The organism is Terrabacter lapilli (assembly GCF_039531305.1).
GTDB classification, from domain to species: domain Bacteria; phylum Actinomycetota; class Actinomycetes; order Actinomycetales; family Dermatophilaceae; genus Terrabacter; species Terrabacter lapilli.
In genome coordinates this window covers 927,401-942,900 of sequence record NZ_BAAAPU010000003.1, presented here as the reverse complement: position 1 = coordinate 942,900, position 15,500 = coordinate 927,401, and the positions used below count along the sequence as shown (strand labels likewise).

Below are 15,500 nucleotides of genomic sequence, written 5' to 3'. Positions count from 1 at the left end.
CTGCAGAGCGGCTGCCCGGCCGCGGCACCCGGCGTCAGGCGTCGATGCGCTCGCGGTCGACCTCGGCCGCGGACTCGATGATGAAGTCCTTGCGGGGCGCGACCTCGTTGCCCATGAGAAGCTCGAAGACGCGCTCGGCGGCCTCCAGGTCGCGCATCGTCACCTTGCGCAGGGTGCGGTGTCGCGGGTCCATCGTCGTGTCGGCGAGCTGGTCGGCGTCCATCTCACCGAGACCCTTGTAGCGCTGCATCGGCTGCTTGATCCGCTTGCCCGACTTCTCGAGGCGCGTGAGGGTGCGGCGCATCTCGGTCTCGTTGTAGGTGTAGATCAGCTCGTTCTTCTTCGCGCCCGCGTTGATGACCTCGAGGCGGTGCAGCGGCGGCATCGCGGCGAAGACCCGACCTGCCTCGACGAGCGGGCGCATGTAGCGGAAGAAGAGCGTCAGCAGCAGCGTGCGGATGTGGGCGCCGTCGACGTCGGCGTCCGTCATGATGATGACCTTGCCGTAGCGCGCGGCCTCGAGGTCGAAGCTGCGGCCGGAGCCGGCGCCGATGACCTGGATGATCGAGGCGCACTCGGCGTTCTTGAGCATGTCGGAGACCGACGCCTTCTGGACGTTGAGGATCTTGCCGCGGATCGGCAGCAGCGCCTGGAACTCGGAGTTGCGTGCCTCCTTGGCCGTGCCCATGGCCGAGTCGCCCTCGACGATGAACAGCTCGGAGCGCTCGACGTCGGAGGTACGGCAGTCGCGCAGCTTCGACGGCAGAGTCGAGCTCTCGAGGGCGTTCTTGCGACGCTGGGTCTCCTTGTGCAGGCGCGCGCTGATGCGCGACTTCATCTCCGAGACGACCTTCTCGAGCAGCAGCGCGGCCTGCGCCTTGTCGCCGCGCTTGGTCGAGGTGAGCCGCTCGGTGAGCTCCGTCTCGACGACCTTGGCGACGATGGCGCGCACCGCGTTGGTGCCGAGCACCTCCTTGGTCTGCCCCTCGAACTGGGGCTCGGCCAGGCGCACGGTCACGACTGCCGTCATGCCGGCGAGGATGTCGTCCTTCTCCGGCTTGTCGTTGCCGACCTTGAGCCGTCGGGCGTTGACCTCGAGCTGCTTGCGGAAGACCTTGAGGACGGCCTGCTCGAACCCGGTGACGTGGGTGCCGCCCTTGGGCGTGGTGATGATGTTGACGAAGGACTGGACCTTCGTGTCGTAGCCCTGGCCCCAGCGCAGCGCGACCTCGACACCGCACTCCCGCTCCAGCTCGGTCGGAGTCATGTGGCCGTTGACGTCGAGGACCGGGACCGTCTCGGTGAACGTGCCGGAGCCCTCGAGCCGCCACACGTCGGTGATCGGGGTATCGGGCGCGAGGAACTCGACGAAGTCGGTGATGCCGCCGTCGTGCTGGAAGACCTCCTCGATGGGTGCCTCCTCGCCGGGCGTGCCCTTGAGGCGCCGCTCGTCACGGATCGCGAGGCGCAGGCCGGGGACGAGGAACGAGGTCTGGCGGGCGCGGCCGAGGATGGCGTCGTAGTCGAGCTCGGCGTCCTTGAGGAAGATCTGGCGATCGGGCCAGAAGCGCACGCGCGAGCCGGTGATGCCGCGCTTGGCCTTGCCGACGACGGGCAGCGCGCTCTTGCGCTCGTAGGGGGTGAAGGGCGCCTCGGGCGAGTGCGGCCGGCCGGCGGCGTCGGCGAAGGTGCCGGGCTCGCCGCGGCGGAAGCTCATGCCGTACGTCTTGCCGGCGCGGTCGACCTCGACGTCGAGCCGGGCCGAGAGCGCGTTGACCACCGAGGCGCCGACGCCGTGGAGGCCACCCGTGGCGGCATACGACGCCCCGCCGAACTTGCCGCCCGCGTGCAGCTTGGTGAAGACGACCTCGACACCGGACAGCCCGGTGCGCGGCTCGATGTCGACCGGGATGCCGCGGCCGTTGTCGCGCACCTCGATGGAGCCGTCGCTGCTCAGGATCACCTGGATGTCGGTGCAGACGCCGGCGAGGGCCTCGTCGACGGCGTTGTCGATGATCTCCCAGAGGCAGTGCATGAGGCCGCGCTGGTCGGTCGACCCGATGTACATGCCGGGGCGCTTCCGGACCGCCTCGAGGCCCTCGAGGACCTGGAGATGGCGCGCGGTGTAGTCGCCGTTGCCGGAGGGAGCAGGTCGGGAGGCGGAGGCCACGGTATGTCGATCTCTTTCGGTCGGGAAGCGGCCAGCGGTCGGGCTGTGGAAGGGCTGGCAGGGGAAGCCTAGCCATGCGCACCGACGGCCTCGGTCAGGCTCGCGGCCGCGGGGTCCGGCGAGCCGGTGCCAGCCGGTGTGAGCCGGTGTCAGCCGGTGGACGTGGGTACGTTCGTCTCACTCAACGGGTACGAACAATCCAGACGGACCAGCGCCGCGAATCACCGACGCGTAACGATGTTGGTATGAGCGGCGTCTCAGCGACCGAGCCTGCTCTGCGGGAAGGTTTCAACATGGTTCACTGTTGGAACGTCCGCGAAGCGCGAAGGGTCCACCCACTGGACCGATCGAGCGTCGTAGGTACATGACAGGGTCTCTCGCGAGGAGGCCCCTGAGGGAGGAAAGAGGCGAAACACGATGACGACAGCACTGGCACCCGAGCTGACTGTTGCCGACCGCTGCGACCGATGTGGGGCCCAGGCCTACATCCGCGCCCGCCTCGTTTCCGGCGGAGAGCTGCTCTTCTGCGCACACCACGGTCGGGAGCACCTCCCGGCGCTGAAGGACAAGGCTCTCGACATCCGCGACGAGACGGACCGACTCAACGAAGTCCCGGGATCAGCTCCCGCCGACGAACGCTGAGTCCAGCAGACGACTCCGACCCGGCCCTTTCCTGACCTCACCCCGATCCTGACGCCACCGACGGCTACCCCGTGACCACCGCGACGGACGCTCTCGTCCTGCTCGCGATGCTCGTGGGGACCGTCGGTGTCGTTGTCCCGGTCCTGCCGGGACTGGTCGTGGTGTGGGGCGCGACGCTCGCGTGGGCGCTCGTGCGACAGGACGGGCCGGGTTGGCTCGTCTTCGGGGTCGCCACCGTGCTGTATGCCGTGGGCCTCGTGGCGAAGTACCTCCTGCCCGGGCGCCGGATGAAGAACGCCGGCGTCGACGGGGCCGTCGTCGCCGTCGCGCTCGCCGTGGCGGTCGTCGGCTTCTTCGTCGTTCCCGTCGTCGGCGCTCCGCTGGGGTTCGTCCTCACCGTCTACGTGCTCGAGCAGCTCAAGCACCGTGAGCACGCGGCGGCCTGGCGCGCGACGAGCCAGGCGATCCGCGCGGTCCTGCTCAATGTCGGGATCGAGCTCGGGACGGCGTTCGCGATCATCGCCGCATGGGGTGTCGGGGTCCTGGCGACCCGGTCGTGATCCCGTGATCGGCGCTGGCGATCCGGCGCCTTGAGCTCGGGTCGTCGACTCTGTCGTTGTCGAGCCCCGCGAGGGCCAGCCGCTCATGACGACACCGCATACGCGGAAGGACCCTGACGGCATCCGTCCGGGTCCTTCTCCGCTCGTGCTCGCGACTGCGCGTCAGCGCACGGTCACCACTGGTCGCGGCGCCGCTTGTCCCAGCGCTCCTCCAACCGCTCCATGAACGTGGCGGGCTTGCGGGTGCTGGCTGCCTTGGCCTTGCCGGGGCGTGGCTTGGGCTTGCCGTCCGCACCGACGGCGGCGAGCTTGGCCTTCGAGGGCGTGATGGCGTAGACGATGCCGGCGACCATGATCGCGAAGCCCACGGCACCGAGCCAGATGGAGCTGCTCATCGCTGAGAACACGACGAGGGCGAGACCTGCCACACCCGCAACGACACCGGCCACGACGCGGCCGCGGCCGAGGCCGCGCGACTTCGTCTTCTCGATGCGCGATGCGAATCGAGGGTCTTCGGCGTAGAGGGCTTCCTCCATCTGCTGGAGGAGTGCTTCCTCGTGTTCCGAGAGTGCCACCGGGCACCTCCCTGGTGCGAAATCGACTGTGCCCGAATCGTATGTCGGAACCGGTCTACGCGGACTTCTTTCCCTCAGGATAAGTCCCGCCGAGCACGTTGGGAACCCGAGGGGGGATCAGCCATGAGTGACGCTGGACGCACTGACCCGGCACCGAAACGCGCACTCGCCCGGTCGACGGCCCGGTCGGCCTCGCGCCACCCGTGCTCCGGCTCGTCGAGGGTTGCCTGGATGGGGGCGACGGCGGACGGGACGAGCCCTTCGAGCCGGACGCCGACGAGCCGGATGCGGGCGCGCTGGAGCCCCAGACGGTCGTAGAGCTCTCGGGCGGTGGCGAAGATGTCGCGTGAGACGTCGGTGTGGTGGCGCAGGGTCTTGGCTCGGGTGATCGTCGTGAAGTCGGCGAAGCGGACCTTGATGGAGACCGTGCGCCCCATCATCCCGGCGGACCGCGCGCGGGCGGCGGTGCGGTCCGAGAGCCGCAGCAGCTCGCGGTGGATGCGCTCGGGGTCGTCGATGTCGTAGGCGAAGGTCTCGTCGGCGCCGATGGACTTCTCCCGGCGCTCGGGTTTGACAGGCCGGGGGTCACGGCCCCAGGCGAGGTCGTGCAGGCTGCGACCCGCGACGTCGCCGAGGGCGCGCTGGAGCGTCTCGACCGGCGTGTGGGCGAGGTCGGCGACGGTGCGCAGGCCGAGCCGGTGCAGGTGCTCCTCGGTGCGGTCGCCCACCCCCCAGATGGCGCCGACGGGCAGCTGGTGCAGGAACGAGACCACCTCCTCGCGCGGCACGACGAGCAGGCCGTCGGGCTTGGCGAGGTTGGAGGCGAGCTTGGCCACGAACTTCGTCGAGGCGACCCCCACCGAGCAGGTGATGCCCTGCTCGTCGGCGATGGTGTCACGCAGCTGCGCGGCGATCCGGGTGGGACGGCCGAGCCGGCGTACGGCTCCGGACACGTCGAGGAACGCCTCGTCGAGCGAGAGCGGCTCGACGCTGTCGGTGATCGTCGCGAAGGTCGCCATGACGGCCTCGGAGATGGCGGCGTAGCGGCGGTGGTCCGGCTCGATGATGACCGCCTGCGGGCACAGCCGCTGCGCCCGCGCCATCGGCATGGCGGAGGTGACGCCGAAGGCGCGAGCCTCGTAGGTCGCCGACAGCACGACCGAGCGGCCGCTCGCACCGCCGATGATGACGGGCCGCCCGCGCAGCTCGGGCCGCGAGATGAGGGAGGCCGACGCGTAGAAGGCGTCCATGTCGACGTGGAGGACGGTGCAGCCGGTGTCGTCGGGAGGCTCGGCGCTCCCCCGTGTGGGTGCGGTGAACTGGCGGCGGCTCATCGCTGGGCCGCCTGTCGGGTCCGCGCCCGAGACGGCACGAGCTCGTCCGCCGCGAGCTCGTCCGTAGCGGGCTCAGCCCCGGCGCGCGACGACGTGCAGGGCACTGCCCAGGCTCCGGAGGAACTCACGCCCCGGACCGGTGACGAGCAGCTCGTCGAGCTCGGCCAGGGCGGCCCGGTCCGCGTCGGAGTCGACGAGCGAGGCCGGCACGAGGTGCCCGAGGATGTTGGTGCCCCGCACGTGGACGTCGGTGAAGCCGGCCTCGGTGAGGAGTGCCTCGAGCTGCTCGACGTCGAAGCGGCGCGGCAGGGGGTCGGTGCTCCCCCACCGGCCGAACGGGTCGACGAGGGCGGCGCGGGCCTGGCCGAACTCTCCGGCGATGGCCTTGGCGAAGACGACGGACAGCCGTCCCGAGACCAGGAGCGAGAGCATGCCGCCCTCGCCGAGCGCCCTTGCGATGGCGTGGAGGGTGGCGGCGGGGTCGTCGACGAACTCGAGGGTGCCGTGGCAGCAGGCGAGGTCGACGTGGCGGCCGGCGAGGATGGCATCGAGCGAGTCGCCGTCGCCCTGCACCCCGGTGACGCGGTCGACGATATCGGCCTCGCGAGCTCGGCGGGCCAACGAGGCGAGGGCGTCGGGACTCGGGTCGACGACGGTGACGCGGTGGCCGGCCTCGGCGAGCGGGACGGCGACGCCTCCTGTGCCTCCTCCGAGGTCGAGGACCTCGAGCGGTCGGCCGAGCCGGGCCCCGTAGTCGTCGGCGATGCGGCCCACCGCCGCGACGACGGCCGACGGGCGATGCCCTCCACGTCGCTGGGGGCGCTGCTCGTCGGGCACGGGATCCTCCGTCGGGGGGCGTGGTGCGCGTGGTGCTGCGCGTGGGTCATGTGGACGACTTTCACCCTAGTGCCCCGAGCTTCCCGGGCTGGCGTGCCACAGCTTGCGTGGCGGGCCGCCCAGGGTGTGGGTAGGCGTGTCGGTGGGCACCAGCCCGCTCGTGCCACGCGGCCCCCTGACGTCGTCGCCGGCCGGCTTGATGTCGGCGTACGGCGACTGCTTGAACCCGGAGGCGTGGACGAGCACCCGGCGCCCGTCCGGTCCCTCGCCGACCCCGGTCCTCGTGGTCCCGTCGGGCCCGGCCAGCGCGGTGGCCCGCTCCCAGGCTGCCCGGTCGGCCGCGTCGAGGGCGTCGCGGACGGCGGTGATGCCGCCGGAGGTCCACGCGTCCTGCAGTGCGGACAGCTCCCACGCCCCCGTGGCTCGGACGGAGACACCTCGGGGGCCGGTGCGGCGCACGACCCCTCGGCACAGCAGCAGCCACGAGTGGAAGACGGTGGCGGCATACGGGCCCTGGACATCCTCGAAGAAGGTGAGGTCGGCCGGGCCGGTGGCGTCGTCGAGGGTGAGGAAGACGACCCGGCGCCCGGTGCGGATCGGCGGGGTCTGGGTGGCGACCTTGACGCCGGCGACGAGGACCTCGCGGCCGCTGCGCCCGGAGAGCAGGTCACGCGCCCGGGTGACGCCGAGCGCGTCGAGCAGTGGGCGGTAGAACTCGACGACGTGACCGCTCGCGTCGAGCCCGAGCACCTCGAGCTCGGCCCGGACCCGTTCGGGGCCGGTCATCTCGGGCAGGCCGCTCGTCGCGGAGAGCCGTGGCGTGTCGCCGAGGTCGAGCGTCAGCTGGGTGGCGACGTGGGCGGGCGCGCCGGCGGAGGCCTGGGACTGGGCGGCCGCGAGCGCCCTGATGTCGCCGGTGGCCGAGACCGACGTGACCCGCCCCCGCATGGTGCCCGACCCGGAGGAGCGGCTCGCCGCGGACACTCGCCGGCGGGTCGAGCGCTGGGAGGCGGACCACCGGTCGAGCTCGGCGACGTGGAGCAGCAGGTCACGCCGGGTGACCTGCCCACGACGGCCGAGTCCGCCCCGGGTGCGGGCCACGACGCCGGTGGCGCCCTCGTCGAGCCGGGTGGGACCACCGAGGTCGATGCCGTGCAGGGAGTCGAAGGCCCCGGCGAGCACCAGCTTCTCGGCGACGGGCCGCGACACGTGCGCCCGCTGCCAGAAGTCGGACAGGCTCGAGTAGGGCTGTCCGGCGACGATCTGGGCGACCTCGGCCTCGCTGATGCCGTGGACGTCGGCGAGCGAGAGCCGGATCGCCTCGCCGCCGTCCTCGGTGCGCTCGAAGCGGTAGGCCCCGGTCGAGACGTTGACGTCGAGCCCGAGGATCGCGATGCCGAAGGTGCGTGCGTCGTCGAGGATGAGCCGCTTGGGGTACATGCCGGGGTCGTGGGTCAGCACCCCGGCGAGGAAGGCCGCCGGATGGTGGGTCTTGAGCCAGGCCGACTGGTAGGTCGGGAGCGCGAACGCGGCGGCGTGGGCCTTGCAGAAGCCGAACGACGCGAAGGCCTTGAGGACCTCCCAGATCTTGTCGGCGACCTCGGGGGCGTAGCCGCGAGCCTTCGCCGCCGGCCGCCACCACGCCTCGATCCGTTGCTGCCCGTCGGGGGTGCCGAGGGCGCGGCGCACCTCGTCGGCCTGGGCCAGCGTCACACCGGTCGTCTCGGCGACGATCATGAGCACCTGCTCGTGGAAGACGACGACCCCTTCGGTCTGCTCCAGCGCCGGCACGAGCGACGGGTGCAGGTAGGACGGGTCGTCCCAGCCCTGCCGCGCGTTGAGGAACGGGATGATCATGTCGCTCTTGACCGGGCCGGGCCGGAAGAGCGAGATGTCGATGATGAGGTCGTCGAAGCTGCGCGGCCCGAACTTGCCGATCAGCTCGCGCTGGCCCGGGCTCTCGATCTGGAAGCAGCCGAGGGTCTTGGTCGAGCGCACCAGCTCGAAGGTGGGCTCGTCGTCGAAGGGCACCTGGGACTCGTCGTCGAGGTCGACGTGCTCGCCGTCGACGCGCTCGACCTCGGCGACGGCGTGCGCCATCGCCGACTGCATGCGGATGCCGAGGACGTCGAGCTTGAGCAGCCCCATCTCCTCGACGTCGTCCTTGTCGAACTGGCTCATCGGGAAGCCGAGCCAGCTCGCCTCGACGGGGGTGCGGTCGAGCAGGACGGAGTCGGAGAGGACCACGCCGCACGGATGCAGGGCGATGTGCCGGGGCAGCCCGTCGAGCCGCTCGACGATGTCGAACATCAGCTGCAGGCGCGGCACGTCGAGGCCGCTGGCCCTCAGCTCCGGCAGCTCGGCGAGCGCGGCCCGCACGTTGCGCGCGGCGATGTGCGGGAAGGCCTTGGCCATCGCATCGATCTCGGGCGGCGGCAGCCCCAGGGCGGCGCCGGCGTCGCGGATCGCGTGGCGCACCCGGTAGGTGTCCATCATCGAGACGCAGGTGACGCGCTCGCCGCCGAAGTGGTCGAGGATGCGTTCGTAGATCTCGGTGCGGCGGGCCGACTCGACGTCGATGTCGATGTCGGGCAGCTCGGCCCGCAACGGCGAGCAGAAGCGCTCCATGAGCAGGCCGTGACGCATCGGGTCGACGCCGGAGATGCCGAGGAGGTAGTTGACGAGCGACCCCGCCCCGGAGCCTCGGGCCGCGACCCGCACCCGCATCTCCCGGATGAGGTCGCAGACCTGCGCGACGGTGAGGAAGTACGTCGCGTAGCCGAGGGTCTCGATGACGCCGAGCTCGTCCTCGAGACGGTCGCTGACGGCCGTGAGCTCGAGCTCGGAGCGCCCGGGGTAACGGGACGGGATGGCCTCGCGACACCGGCGGGCGAGGACGTGGTGGGGGTTGGTGCCGGGCCGGATGCCGAGGACGCCGGGCTCGGGAAGGTGCACCGAGCCGATGCCGAGGTCGGAGCGGGGATCCTGGACGCACTCGGCGGCAAGGGCCGTGGTGCGCGCCAGCAGCTCTCGGGCCTGCTCCCGGGCCAGCGACCCGCCACCGACGAGACCCGGCCCGGACACCTGCACGACGTCGAGGGCCAGTGCGTGCATCAGCGGCGTCGGCGAGAGGTGCCCGGCGGTGGTGACCCGGTCGAGGTGCCGGGCGTCGAGGGCGACGAGCCGCCGCGCCGCGTCGAGGACGTCGACGATGGCGGCGTCCTGAGGGTCGGTGTGGCGCACCGCGGCCGTGATGACGCTCGGCACGCCGACCTCTCGCGCGAGCGCGAGCATGCGCGCGGCCTGACCGAGGCTGCCGGGCTGGTGCTCCGGACCGCCGTGGCACACCACCTCGACCACGACGGCACCGCGCGGGAGCAGCGCGACCCATCGCTCGAGGGCTGCACGGGCGCGGTCGCGCCGCTTGGCGAGCACCGCACGGCCCACGTCGGAGTCGGGCCCGAGCAGCACGACGAGGCGCGAGGGACCGCCGTCGGTCACCGAGGGCGTATGCCGTCCCGGCCCTCCCCGCGCTGCGCTCCGTCCGCCCGCCGCGCCTGTCCGGGCGAGCGAGGTGGCCTCTGGCGAGCCGGGCTCGGGTCGGGCGCTCGCGTGCTCGGCGACGAGGCGGGCGGTGGTGACGGGATTGCCGCGCTCGCCGCGCAGGTGGGTCGCGGTCACGAGCCGGCAGAGCGCCGCCCATCCCTCGCCGGGTGCGAGGCCGCTGCCGCTGCCCCGGGCCAGCACCGTGACGCGAGGCAACCGCGGGTCGACGAGCGCCCCCCCGCGCACCGGCGTGCGCACCGGACGGGCGCGCTCGGGCTCTTCGGGCCCGAGGGCGAGGTCGACGCCGAGGATCGGGGCGACGTCGTGCTCCATGCACGAGCGTACGAACTTGACTGCGCCGTAGAGCCCGTCGCGGTCGGTCAGGGCGAGGGCCGGCTGACCGAACGCCGCGGCCCGCTCCACGAGCTCGTGCGGCTTGGCCGTGCCGTAGCGCATGGAGTAGCCCGAGGCGACGTGCAGGTGCACGAAGCTCTCACCGGAGGCACCGCCTGAGTTCATGGCTGCGGCGCCGGCCGTCTTCATGGCTGTGGTGATGGCTGTGGTGATGGCTGCGGTGATGGGTGTGGTGCTGGTGGTGGTCATGCCGGTCGTCACGCTCCGCTCGCCCGGCTCCTCGAGACGGGCGTGATCGACTGCGGCAGCGGCACCGTCAGCGGGATCCCGAGCAGGTCCTGGACGATCTCGAGGAACATCTCGGCCTGGCGCAGCAGGTCGTCGGACTCACGCGCGCCGACGAGCTCACCGCGGTCGATGGCCGACCGGTGGGCCGAGCAGGCCGCGAAGAAGGCGGCCCACTCCCCCAGCTCGGGCGCGACGCCGGGCAGGACCTGCCAGACGCTGCGCGGGCGCGCTCGCGGGGTGGGGATGGTTCGGGCCGCCACGAGTGCCGCGGCTGCACGGAGCGCCCCGAGGTGGGCGTCGCGGTAGCGCTCGGAGGCGTCACTGGTGTGGCAGGCGGACTCGAGCGTCGCGCGGGACCGCGCGAGCAGGTCGAGCACGGCGACCGAGATGGGCGGGCGCGAGACGGGTGCGCGCGAGACTGATGAGCGTGGCTGTGCGGCGGTCACGGTGGTCTCCTCTTCTCAGGACGGTCGGGCTGGGTCAGTCGGGCGCGGTCAGTCGGCGACCCGCACGAGCGACCACCGGTCGCCGCGCGGAGACTCGTCGTGGGCAAGGTCGTAGACCCCGGACGCGAACGACCATCCCGGGCTGGCCTCGACGCGCCAGACGTGCTGCTCGCTCGCTGCCGCGACGAGCGTCTCGCCGGGGCGAACCTGCCCCTCGTCCGCCTCGAGCGCGTCGTGCCACCAGGCGCGCCGCTCCCGCCACTGGGCGAGCACTCGACGCACGACGTAGAGCCGGCCACGCCAGATGAACGCCTCCGGCGGTGGTCCGGCGAGCCCGCCCTCGAAGGCCTCGGCCACACCAGCGCCGGGCGGCCCGACTCGACCGGCTGAGCCGAGCTGACCGGCCGGACCAACCGAACCGGCCGAACCGACGTGCTGGGTCACCCCGCACTGCTGACGCTCCCGCAGCCTCACCTGCACGGAGTCACTGAACCTACGCACCACGACACGTCTCCCTCGGACACGTCGAGGCCGACATCACGACCCAGGCCACCCGCGCCCCACACGGGCGGCCCGACACCAACCGACGACTGAACTGACAACCTGACTGTCTTCGAACATTTGTTCGATACTCAAAGCGTAACCCCTGCCGCCGACAGGCTGTCAAGAAGCCCCGAACTGCCCCGGACCTCAACCGACTCGCCCGCCTGAGACGAACTGAGTAGTGGTGCTCAGGTGTCCCGTCGGCGAGCGCCGGCAGAGTGGGCCTCGCGGGTTCGGTCCGCGAACGGAGGGGTGCAGGGGTCCCATCCGCTCGCGGATCGGGCCCGTACCGCTGCCCGTAGGAGGACCGCTCGAGAACGTCCCCCGGGCCGAGGGGCCGCAGGAGGAACGCTGCCAGCCCCGCCGACACCGGCTCCCAGCGCGCCCCGTTGCGCCGACCGGGGTAATGAGACAGCGTCAGGACATCCGAAACCCCTGCCCGGCCGTCGTCCGGGCACCATGCGCACCGGCGCACCAGCGGCGGAGCCGACCGAAGGAGCGCTCGTGGGCGCCGAGCTCATCCCCCTGGCCTTCACCTCCGGGTGGGGCAGCGGAATCAACGCGTACGCGGTCGTGCTCGTCCTCGGCCTCGCCGACCGGATCTTCGGCATCAGCCAGATCCCCGACGCCCTGGCCCGGACCGACGTGCTGGTCGGCGCCGCCCTCCTCTTCGTCGTCGAGATGGTCGCCGACAAGATCCCCTACGTCGACTCGGTCTGGGACTCCGTCCACACGGTCGTGCGGCCGGCCGTCGGGGCGACCATCGGCTACCTCATCGGCCACGAGACGGCCGGTCTCGACGCCGCCGTCGGTGCAGCCACCGGCGGTGTCACGGCGCTCGTCTCGCACGGCATCAAGGCCGGCCTGCGCGCCGCCGTCAACACCTCCCCCGAGCCGGCCAGCAACGTCGTCGTCAGCACCGCCGAGGACGTCACCGTCACGGGGGTCACCGCCCTTGCGATCGCCCATCCGTGGTGGGCGGCCTCCATCGCCCTGGTCCTGCTCGCGGCGGGTGCCTTCCTCGTCTACAAGGTCGCCGGCCGCATCCGTCGTCTCAAGCGGCGCTACGACGTCTGGGGTGAGCGCGTCGGCATCGCGAGTCCCGGCCGCCGCAGGTCTCCCGACCCCTCGGCACCTCTACCCCCACGACGCCGAAGGGTGGGAGCCGACGAGGTGCCCGACACCCCCTTCGACCAGGAGGCGTGAGGCCGGCCCGACCTCCACAGGTCTCCCCTGCTCTCAGCTCTCACCGGGCCTGCCGCGCAGCGGCTGAGCCGAAAGTGCCGGCCAGGCCGCCGGGTCGGAGGTTGCCGGGTCAGAGGCTGCCGGGTCAGAGGTTGCCGTAGACCTCGAGCGTGGCCGAGGAGCGGTTCATGGTGATGAAGTGGATGCCCGGCGCCCCCTCGTCGAGCAGCCGGCGCGACGACTCGGTGGCGATCGCCAGGCCCTCGGCGCGCACCGCGGCCTGGTCGTCGCCGTGGCGGTCGAGCCGCTCGGTGACGGCGGTCGGCATGGGCTGGCCCGCGAGCTGCGCCATGCGTATCACCTGGCGTGCGTTGGTGATCGGCATGATCGCCGGCACGACCGGCAGCCGCGAGCCGCGGCGCGCGAGCTCGTCGCGCAGGCGCAGGTAGTTGTCGACGTCGAAGACCATCTGGGTGATGGCGAACTCAGCGCCCGCCCGCTCCTTGCGGATCAGCGTCTCGGCGTCCTCGCCGACGCCGCGGGACTCGGGGTGCCCGTCGGGGAACGCCGCCACCCCGACGGTGAAGTCGCCGAGGCTGCGCACGAGGGCGACGAGCTCGTCGGCATGGTCCAGGCCTTCGGGGTGCGCGACCCACGGCTCGCCCAGCCCGCCCTGGGGGTCGCCGCGCAGGGCCAGGATGTTGCGGACTCCCGCGGCGGCATACGACCCGACGATGCCGCGCAGCTCGGTGACGGAGTGCCCGACGCACGTCAGGTGCGCCATCGGCGTGAGCGAGGTCTCCTCGAGTACGCGCTGCGTCAGGCGCACGGTGCGGTCGCGGGTGCCGCCCCCGGCGCCGTAGGTGATCGAGACAAAGCTCGGCGACAGCTTCTCCAGGCTGCGGATCGCGTTCCACAGCTGGGTCGCGGCGGCGTCGTCCTTCGGTGGGAAGAACTCGAAGCTGAAGGTGGGGGTGTCGGCCTCGATCATCGCGGGGATGGAGCGCGTGAACCGTTCCGCCCGCGCCATCGAGGATGCCGTGCCGTATGCCATGGGCAACACCCTAGGCGGACCACCGTCCACGGTGTGCGGGCTGCTCACGGGCCACACCTCGCGCCGCGTAGGCTGACCACGATTCCCGCGACTCGATGGAGGACCCCGTGCAGACCCCCACCGACCTGGACGTGCTGCGCCGTCGGGTGCAGCAGGCGATCGACGGGCAGATCTCCGGGGCCACGCAGTCGCTCGCCGCGATCGGTGAGGAGACCGCTCCCCTCGTCTCGGCCGTGTCCGGGCTCCTGACCGGCGGGAAGGGCCTGCGTGCCGGCTTCCTCTACTGGGGCTACCGCGCCGCCGGCGGCCCGGACTCCGACGAGCTGGTCCGCCTGGCCGCCAGCATGGAGTTCTTCCAGGCGGCCGCGCTGCTCCACGACGACGTGATGGACCGCAGCGACACCAGACGCGGTATGCCGTCCGCGCACCGGGCCGTCGCCTCGCTGCACCAGCAGCGTGGTTGGGCGGGCGACGCCGACCGTTTCGGCGAGGGCACCGCGATCCTCGCCGGCGACCTGTGCCTCACCTGGTGCGACGAGCTGTACGCGACGTGTGGCCTTCCCGGAGAGCAGCTCTCGCGCGGTCGCGGGCTCTTCGACGCCATGCGCACGCAGCTGATGGGCGGCCAGTTCCTGGACCTGCTCGAGTCGGCCCGCGGCTGGGACGGCCTGGACCTCGACGCCCGGATCGCCTCGGCCCGCAAGGTGATCCGCTTCAAGAGCGCCAAGTACACCATCGAGCACCCACTGCTCATCGGCGCCCTCGTGGGAGGAGCCTCCGAGGGGTCCCTGGCGCCGCTGTCCGACTACGGCCTCGCCCTGGGCGAGGCGTTCCAGCTGCGCGACGACCTCCTCGGCGTCTTCGGCGACCCCGAGGCCACGGGCAAGCCCGCCGGTGACGACCTGCGCGAGGGCAAGCGCACGGTGCTGGTGGCCCATGCCCTCGACGCCGCCTCCGACGACGACCGCAAGAGCGTCGAGGGCCTGCTCGGCCGTGACGACCTCGATCTCGTGGGGGTCGAGTCGATCCGCCAGGTGCTCGTCGACACCGGCGCCGTCGACCGCGTCGAGTCGCTCATCGAGGCTCTCGCGCTCGAGGCGCGGGAGGCGGTGGAGCGAGCGCGCGCGACGGGGTCCTACGACCCGTCGGCGCTCGACGTCCTCGAGGCGCTCGTCGCGGTCTCGACCGCGCGCCGCGCCTGACGCGAGCGCCTGCCCGGCAGGCGTGACCGCGAGCCTGACCGCAGTCACGCGACGAAGCGCACGGCATACGGCAACGGCATACGGCAAAGGCGCTGTTGGAGCGCCCCCTCGTCGAGGCGTCAGAAGGCGAGCTCCTGGGCGCGCCTCCTGATCTCGGTCTTGTGCCCGGCCCGGATGGCGTCGATCGGGGCGCCCTCGACGGGCAGCGTCGGGTCAGGCGTGAAGAGCCAGGCGATGATCTCCTCGTCGTCCATGCCCCCGTCGGCGAGCACGGTGAAGGTCCCCCGCAGCTCGGGTCGGGGACCCGACTGCTCGAAGAACTTGGCCGGGATGGCCGGAACGCGGCGCTCGCCGATACGAACGGCGAGGACCTCTCGGTCGGCGATCAGCTGGCGCACCCGCGTCAGCGGGACACCGAGCTGCTCTGCGGCGTCGGGCACCGTCAGCCACTGCCCCACCAGTGACTCGAGGGACTGGTGCGAGTCGGTGGGTTCGACGTCGCTGGTGGTCGGCTCGGCGGACTGCGGCACGGGGTTCTCGCTCACAGCACCAGAGTGTGCCACCGCCGCGGCGCGGCGGTGGACGGGACGCACCCGTCAGGTCGGCTCCGAAGACCCTCGCTCCTCGTCGCGAGAACCGGACAAAGGCCGCGAAATTACAGGGATGTAGTTATTCTTTAGTGCTCAAATTGTGCGCTATCGTCACAGCAGTCCCTCAACTCACAACCGTCACACAGCACTTCGCCCGTCACATCGCACCTTCCC

The 15,500-nt window shown here is 71.8% G+C and carries 13 protein-coding genes; 4 read left to right on the top strand and 9 right to left on the bottom strand.

Annotated features, from left to right (window positions below):
* Positions 1–34: 34 nt before the first annotated feature.
* On the bottom strand, positions 35–2,170 hold the full coding sequence (locus tag ABD241_RS05765) for a DNA gyrase/topoisomerase IV subunit B (RefSeq protein ID WP_344059326.1): 2,136 nt from the start codon (positions 2,168–2,170) through the stop codon (positions 35–37).
* A 417-nt stretch (positions 2,171–2,587) separates the two neighbouring features.
* On the opposite strand from ABD241_RS05765, the gene ABD241_RS05760 reads away from it, so the two are divergent.
* Both ABD241_RS05760 and ABD241_RS05755 read left to right on the top strand, forming a co-directional pair.
* A complete protein-coding gene (locus ABD241_RS05760) occupies positions 2,588–2,812 on the top strand; it encodes a DUF7455 domain-containing protein (protein WP_344059324.1) in 225 nt (74 codons plus the stop codon).
* A 71-nt stretch (positions 2,813–2,883) separates the two neighbouring features.
* Positions 2,884–3,372 carry a DUF456 domain-containing protein gene (locus ABD241_RS05755; RefSeq protein ID WP_344059322.1) on the top strand — a complete coding sequence of 163 codons (489 nt, stop codon included), beginning with the start codon at positions 2,884–2,886 and terminating at the stop codon, positions 3,370–3,372.
* 173 nt (positions 3,373–3,545) lie between these two features.
* Here the strand turns inward: ABD241_RS05755 and ABD241_RS05750 are convergent, their stop codons facing one another.
* The 6 genes from ABD241_RS05750 to ABD241_RS05725 all read right to left on the bottom strand — a co-directional run bounded on the left by ABD241_RS05750 (position 3,546) and on the right by ABD241_RS05725 (position 11,196).
* Entirely contained in the window at positions 3,546–3,947 is a 402-nt protein-coding gene (locus tag ABD241_RS05750; protein WP_142186777.1) for a DUF3040 domain-containing protein, read from the bottom strand.
* A 74-nt stretch (positions 3,948–4,021) separates the two neighbouring features.
* On the bottom strand, positions 4,022–5,281 hold the full coding sequence (gene dinB / locus ABD241_RS05745) for a DNA polymerase IV (RefSeq protein WP_344059319.1): 1,260 nt from the start codon (positions 5,279–5,281) through the stop codon (positions 4,022–4,024).
* Positions 5,282–5,353: 72 nt separating this feature from the next.
* Positions 5,354–6,118: a class I SAM-dependent methyltransferase gene (locus tag ABD241_RS05740; RefSeq protein ID WP_344059317.1), complete on the bottom strand. Its 765-nt coding sequence runs from the start codon at positions 6,116–6,118 to the stop codon at positions 5,354–5,356.
* Between the two features lie 66 nt (positions 6,119–6,184).
* Entirely contained in the window at positions 6,185–10,183 is a 3,999-nt protein-coding gene (locus tag ABD241_RS05735; protein ID WP_344059540.1) for a DNA polymerase III subunit alpha, read from the bottom strand.
* A 92-nt stretch (positions 10,184–10,275) separates the two neighbouring features.
* Positions 10,276–10,752, bottom strand: a complete 477-nt coding sequence (locus ABD241_RS05730) for an SAV_6107 family HEPN domain-containing protein (protein WP_142186783.1) — start codon at positions 10,750–10,752, stop codon at positions 10,276–10,278.
* A 48-nt stretch (positions 10,753–10,800) separates the two neighbouring features.
* Entirely contained in the window at positions 10,801–11,196 is a 396-nt protein-coding gene (locus ABD241_RS05725; RefSeq protein ID WP_344059313.1) for a DUF6504 family protein, read from the bottom strand.
* 603 nt (positions 11,197–11,799) lie between these two features.
* Here ABD241_RS05725 and ABD241_RS05720 point away from each other — a divergent pair.
* A complete protein-coding gene (locus ABD241_RS05720) occupies positions 11,800–12,501 on the top strand; it encodes a DUF4126 domain-containing protein (protein WP_344059311.1) in 702 nt (233 codons plus the stop codon).
* Between the two features lie 124 nt (positions 12,502–12,625).
* Here the strand turns inward: ABD241_RS05720 and metF are convergent, their stop codons facing one another.
* On the bottom strand, positions 12,626–13,534 hold the full coding sequence (metF, locus tag ABD241_RS05715; RefSeq protein WP_344059309.1) for a methylenetetrahydrofolate reductase [NAD(P)H]: 909 nt from the start codon (positions 13,532–13,534) through the stop codon (positions 12,626–12,628).
* Between the two features lie 107 nt (positions 13,535–13,641).
* Between metF and ABD241_RS05710 the strand changes: the two genes are divergently transcribed.
* Entirely contained in the window at positions 13,642–14,736 is a 1,095-nt protein-coding gene (locus tag ABD241_RS05710; RefSeq protein WP_344059307.1) for a polyprenyl synthetase family protein, read from the top strand.
* Between the two features lie 119 nt (positions 14,737–14,855).
* Here the strand turns inward: ABD241_RS05710 and ABD241_RS05705 are convergent, their stop codons facing one another.
* Positions 14,856–15,281, bottom strand: coding sequence for an Rv2175c family DNA-binding protein (locus tag ABD241_RS05705; protein WP_425580697.1), 426 nt, complete (start codon positions 15,279–15,281; stop codon positions 14,856–14,858).
* Positions 15,282–15,500 lie beyond the last annotated feature (219 nt).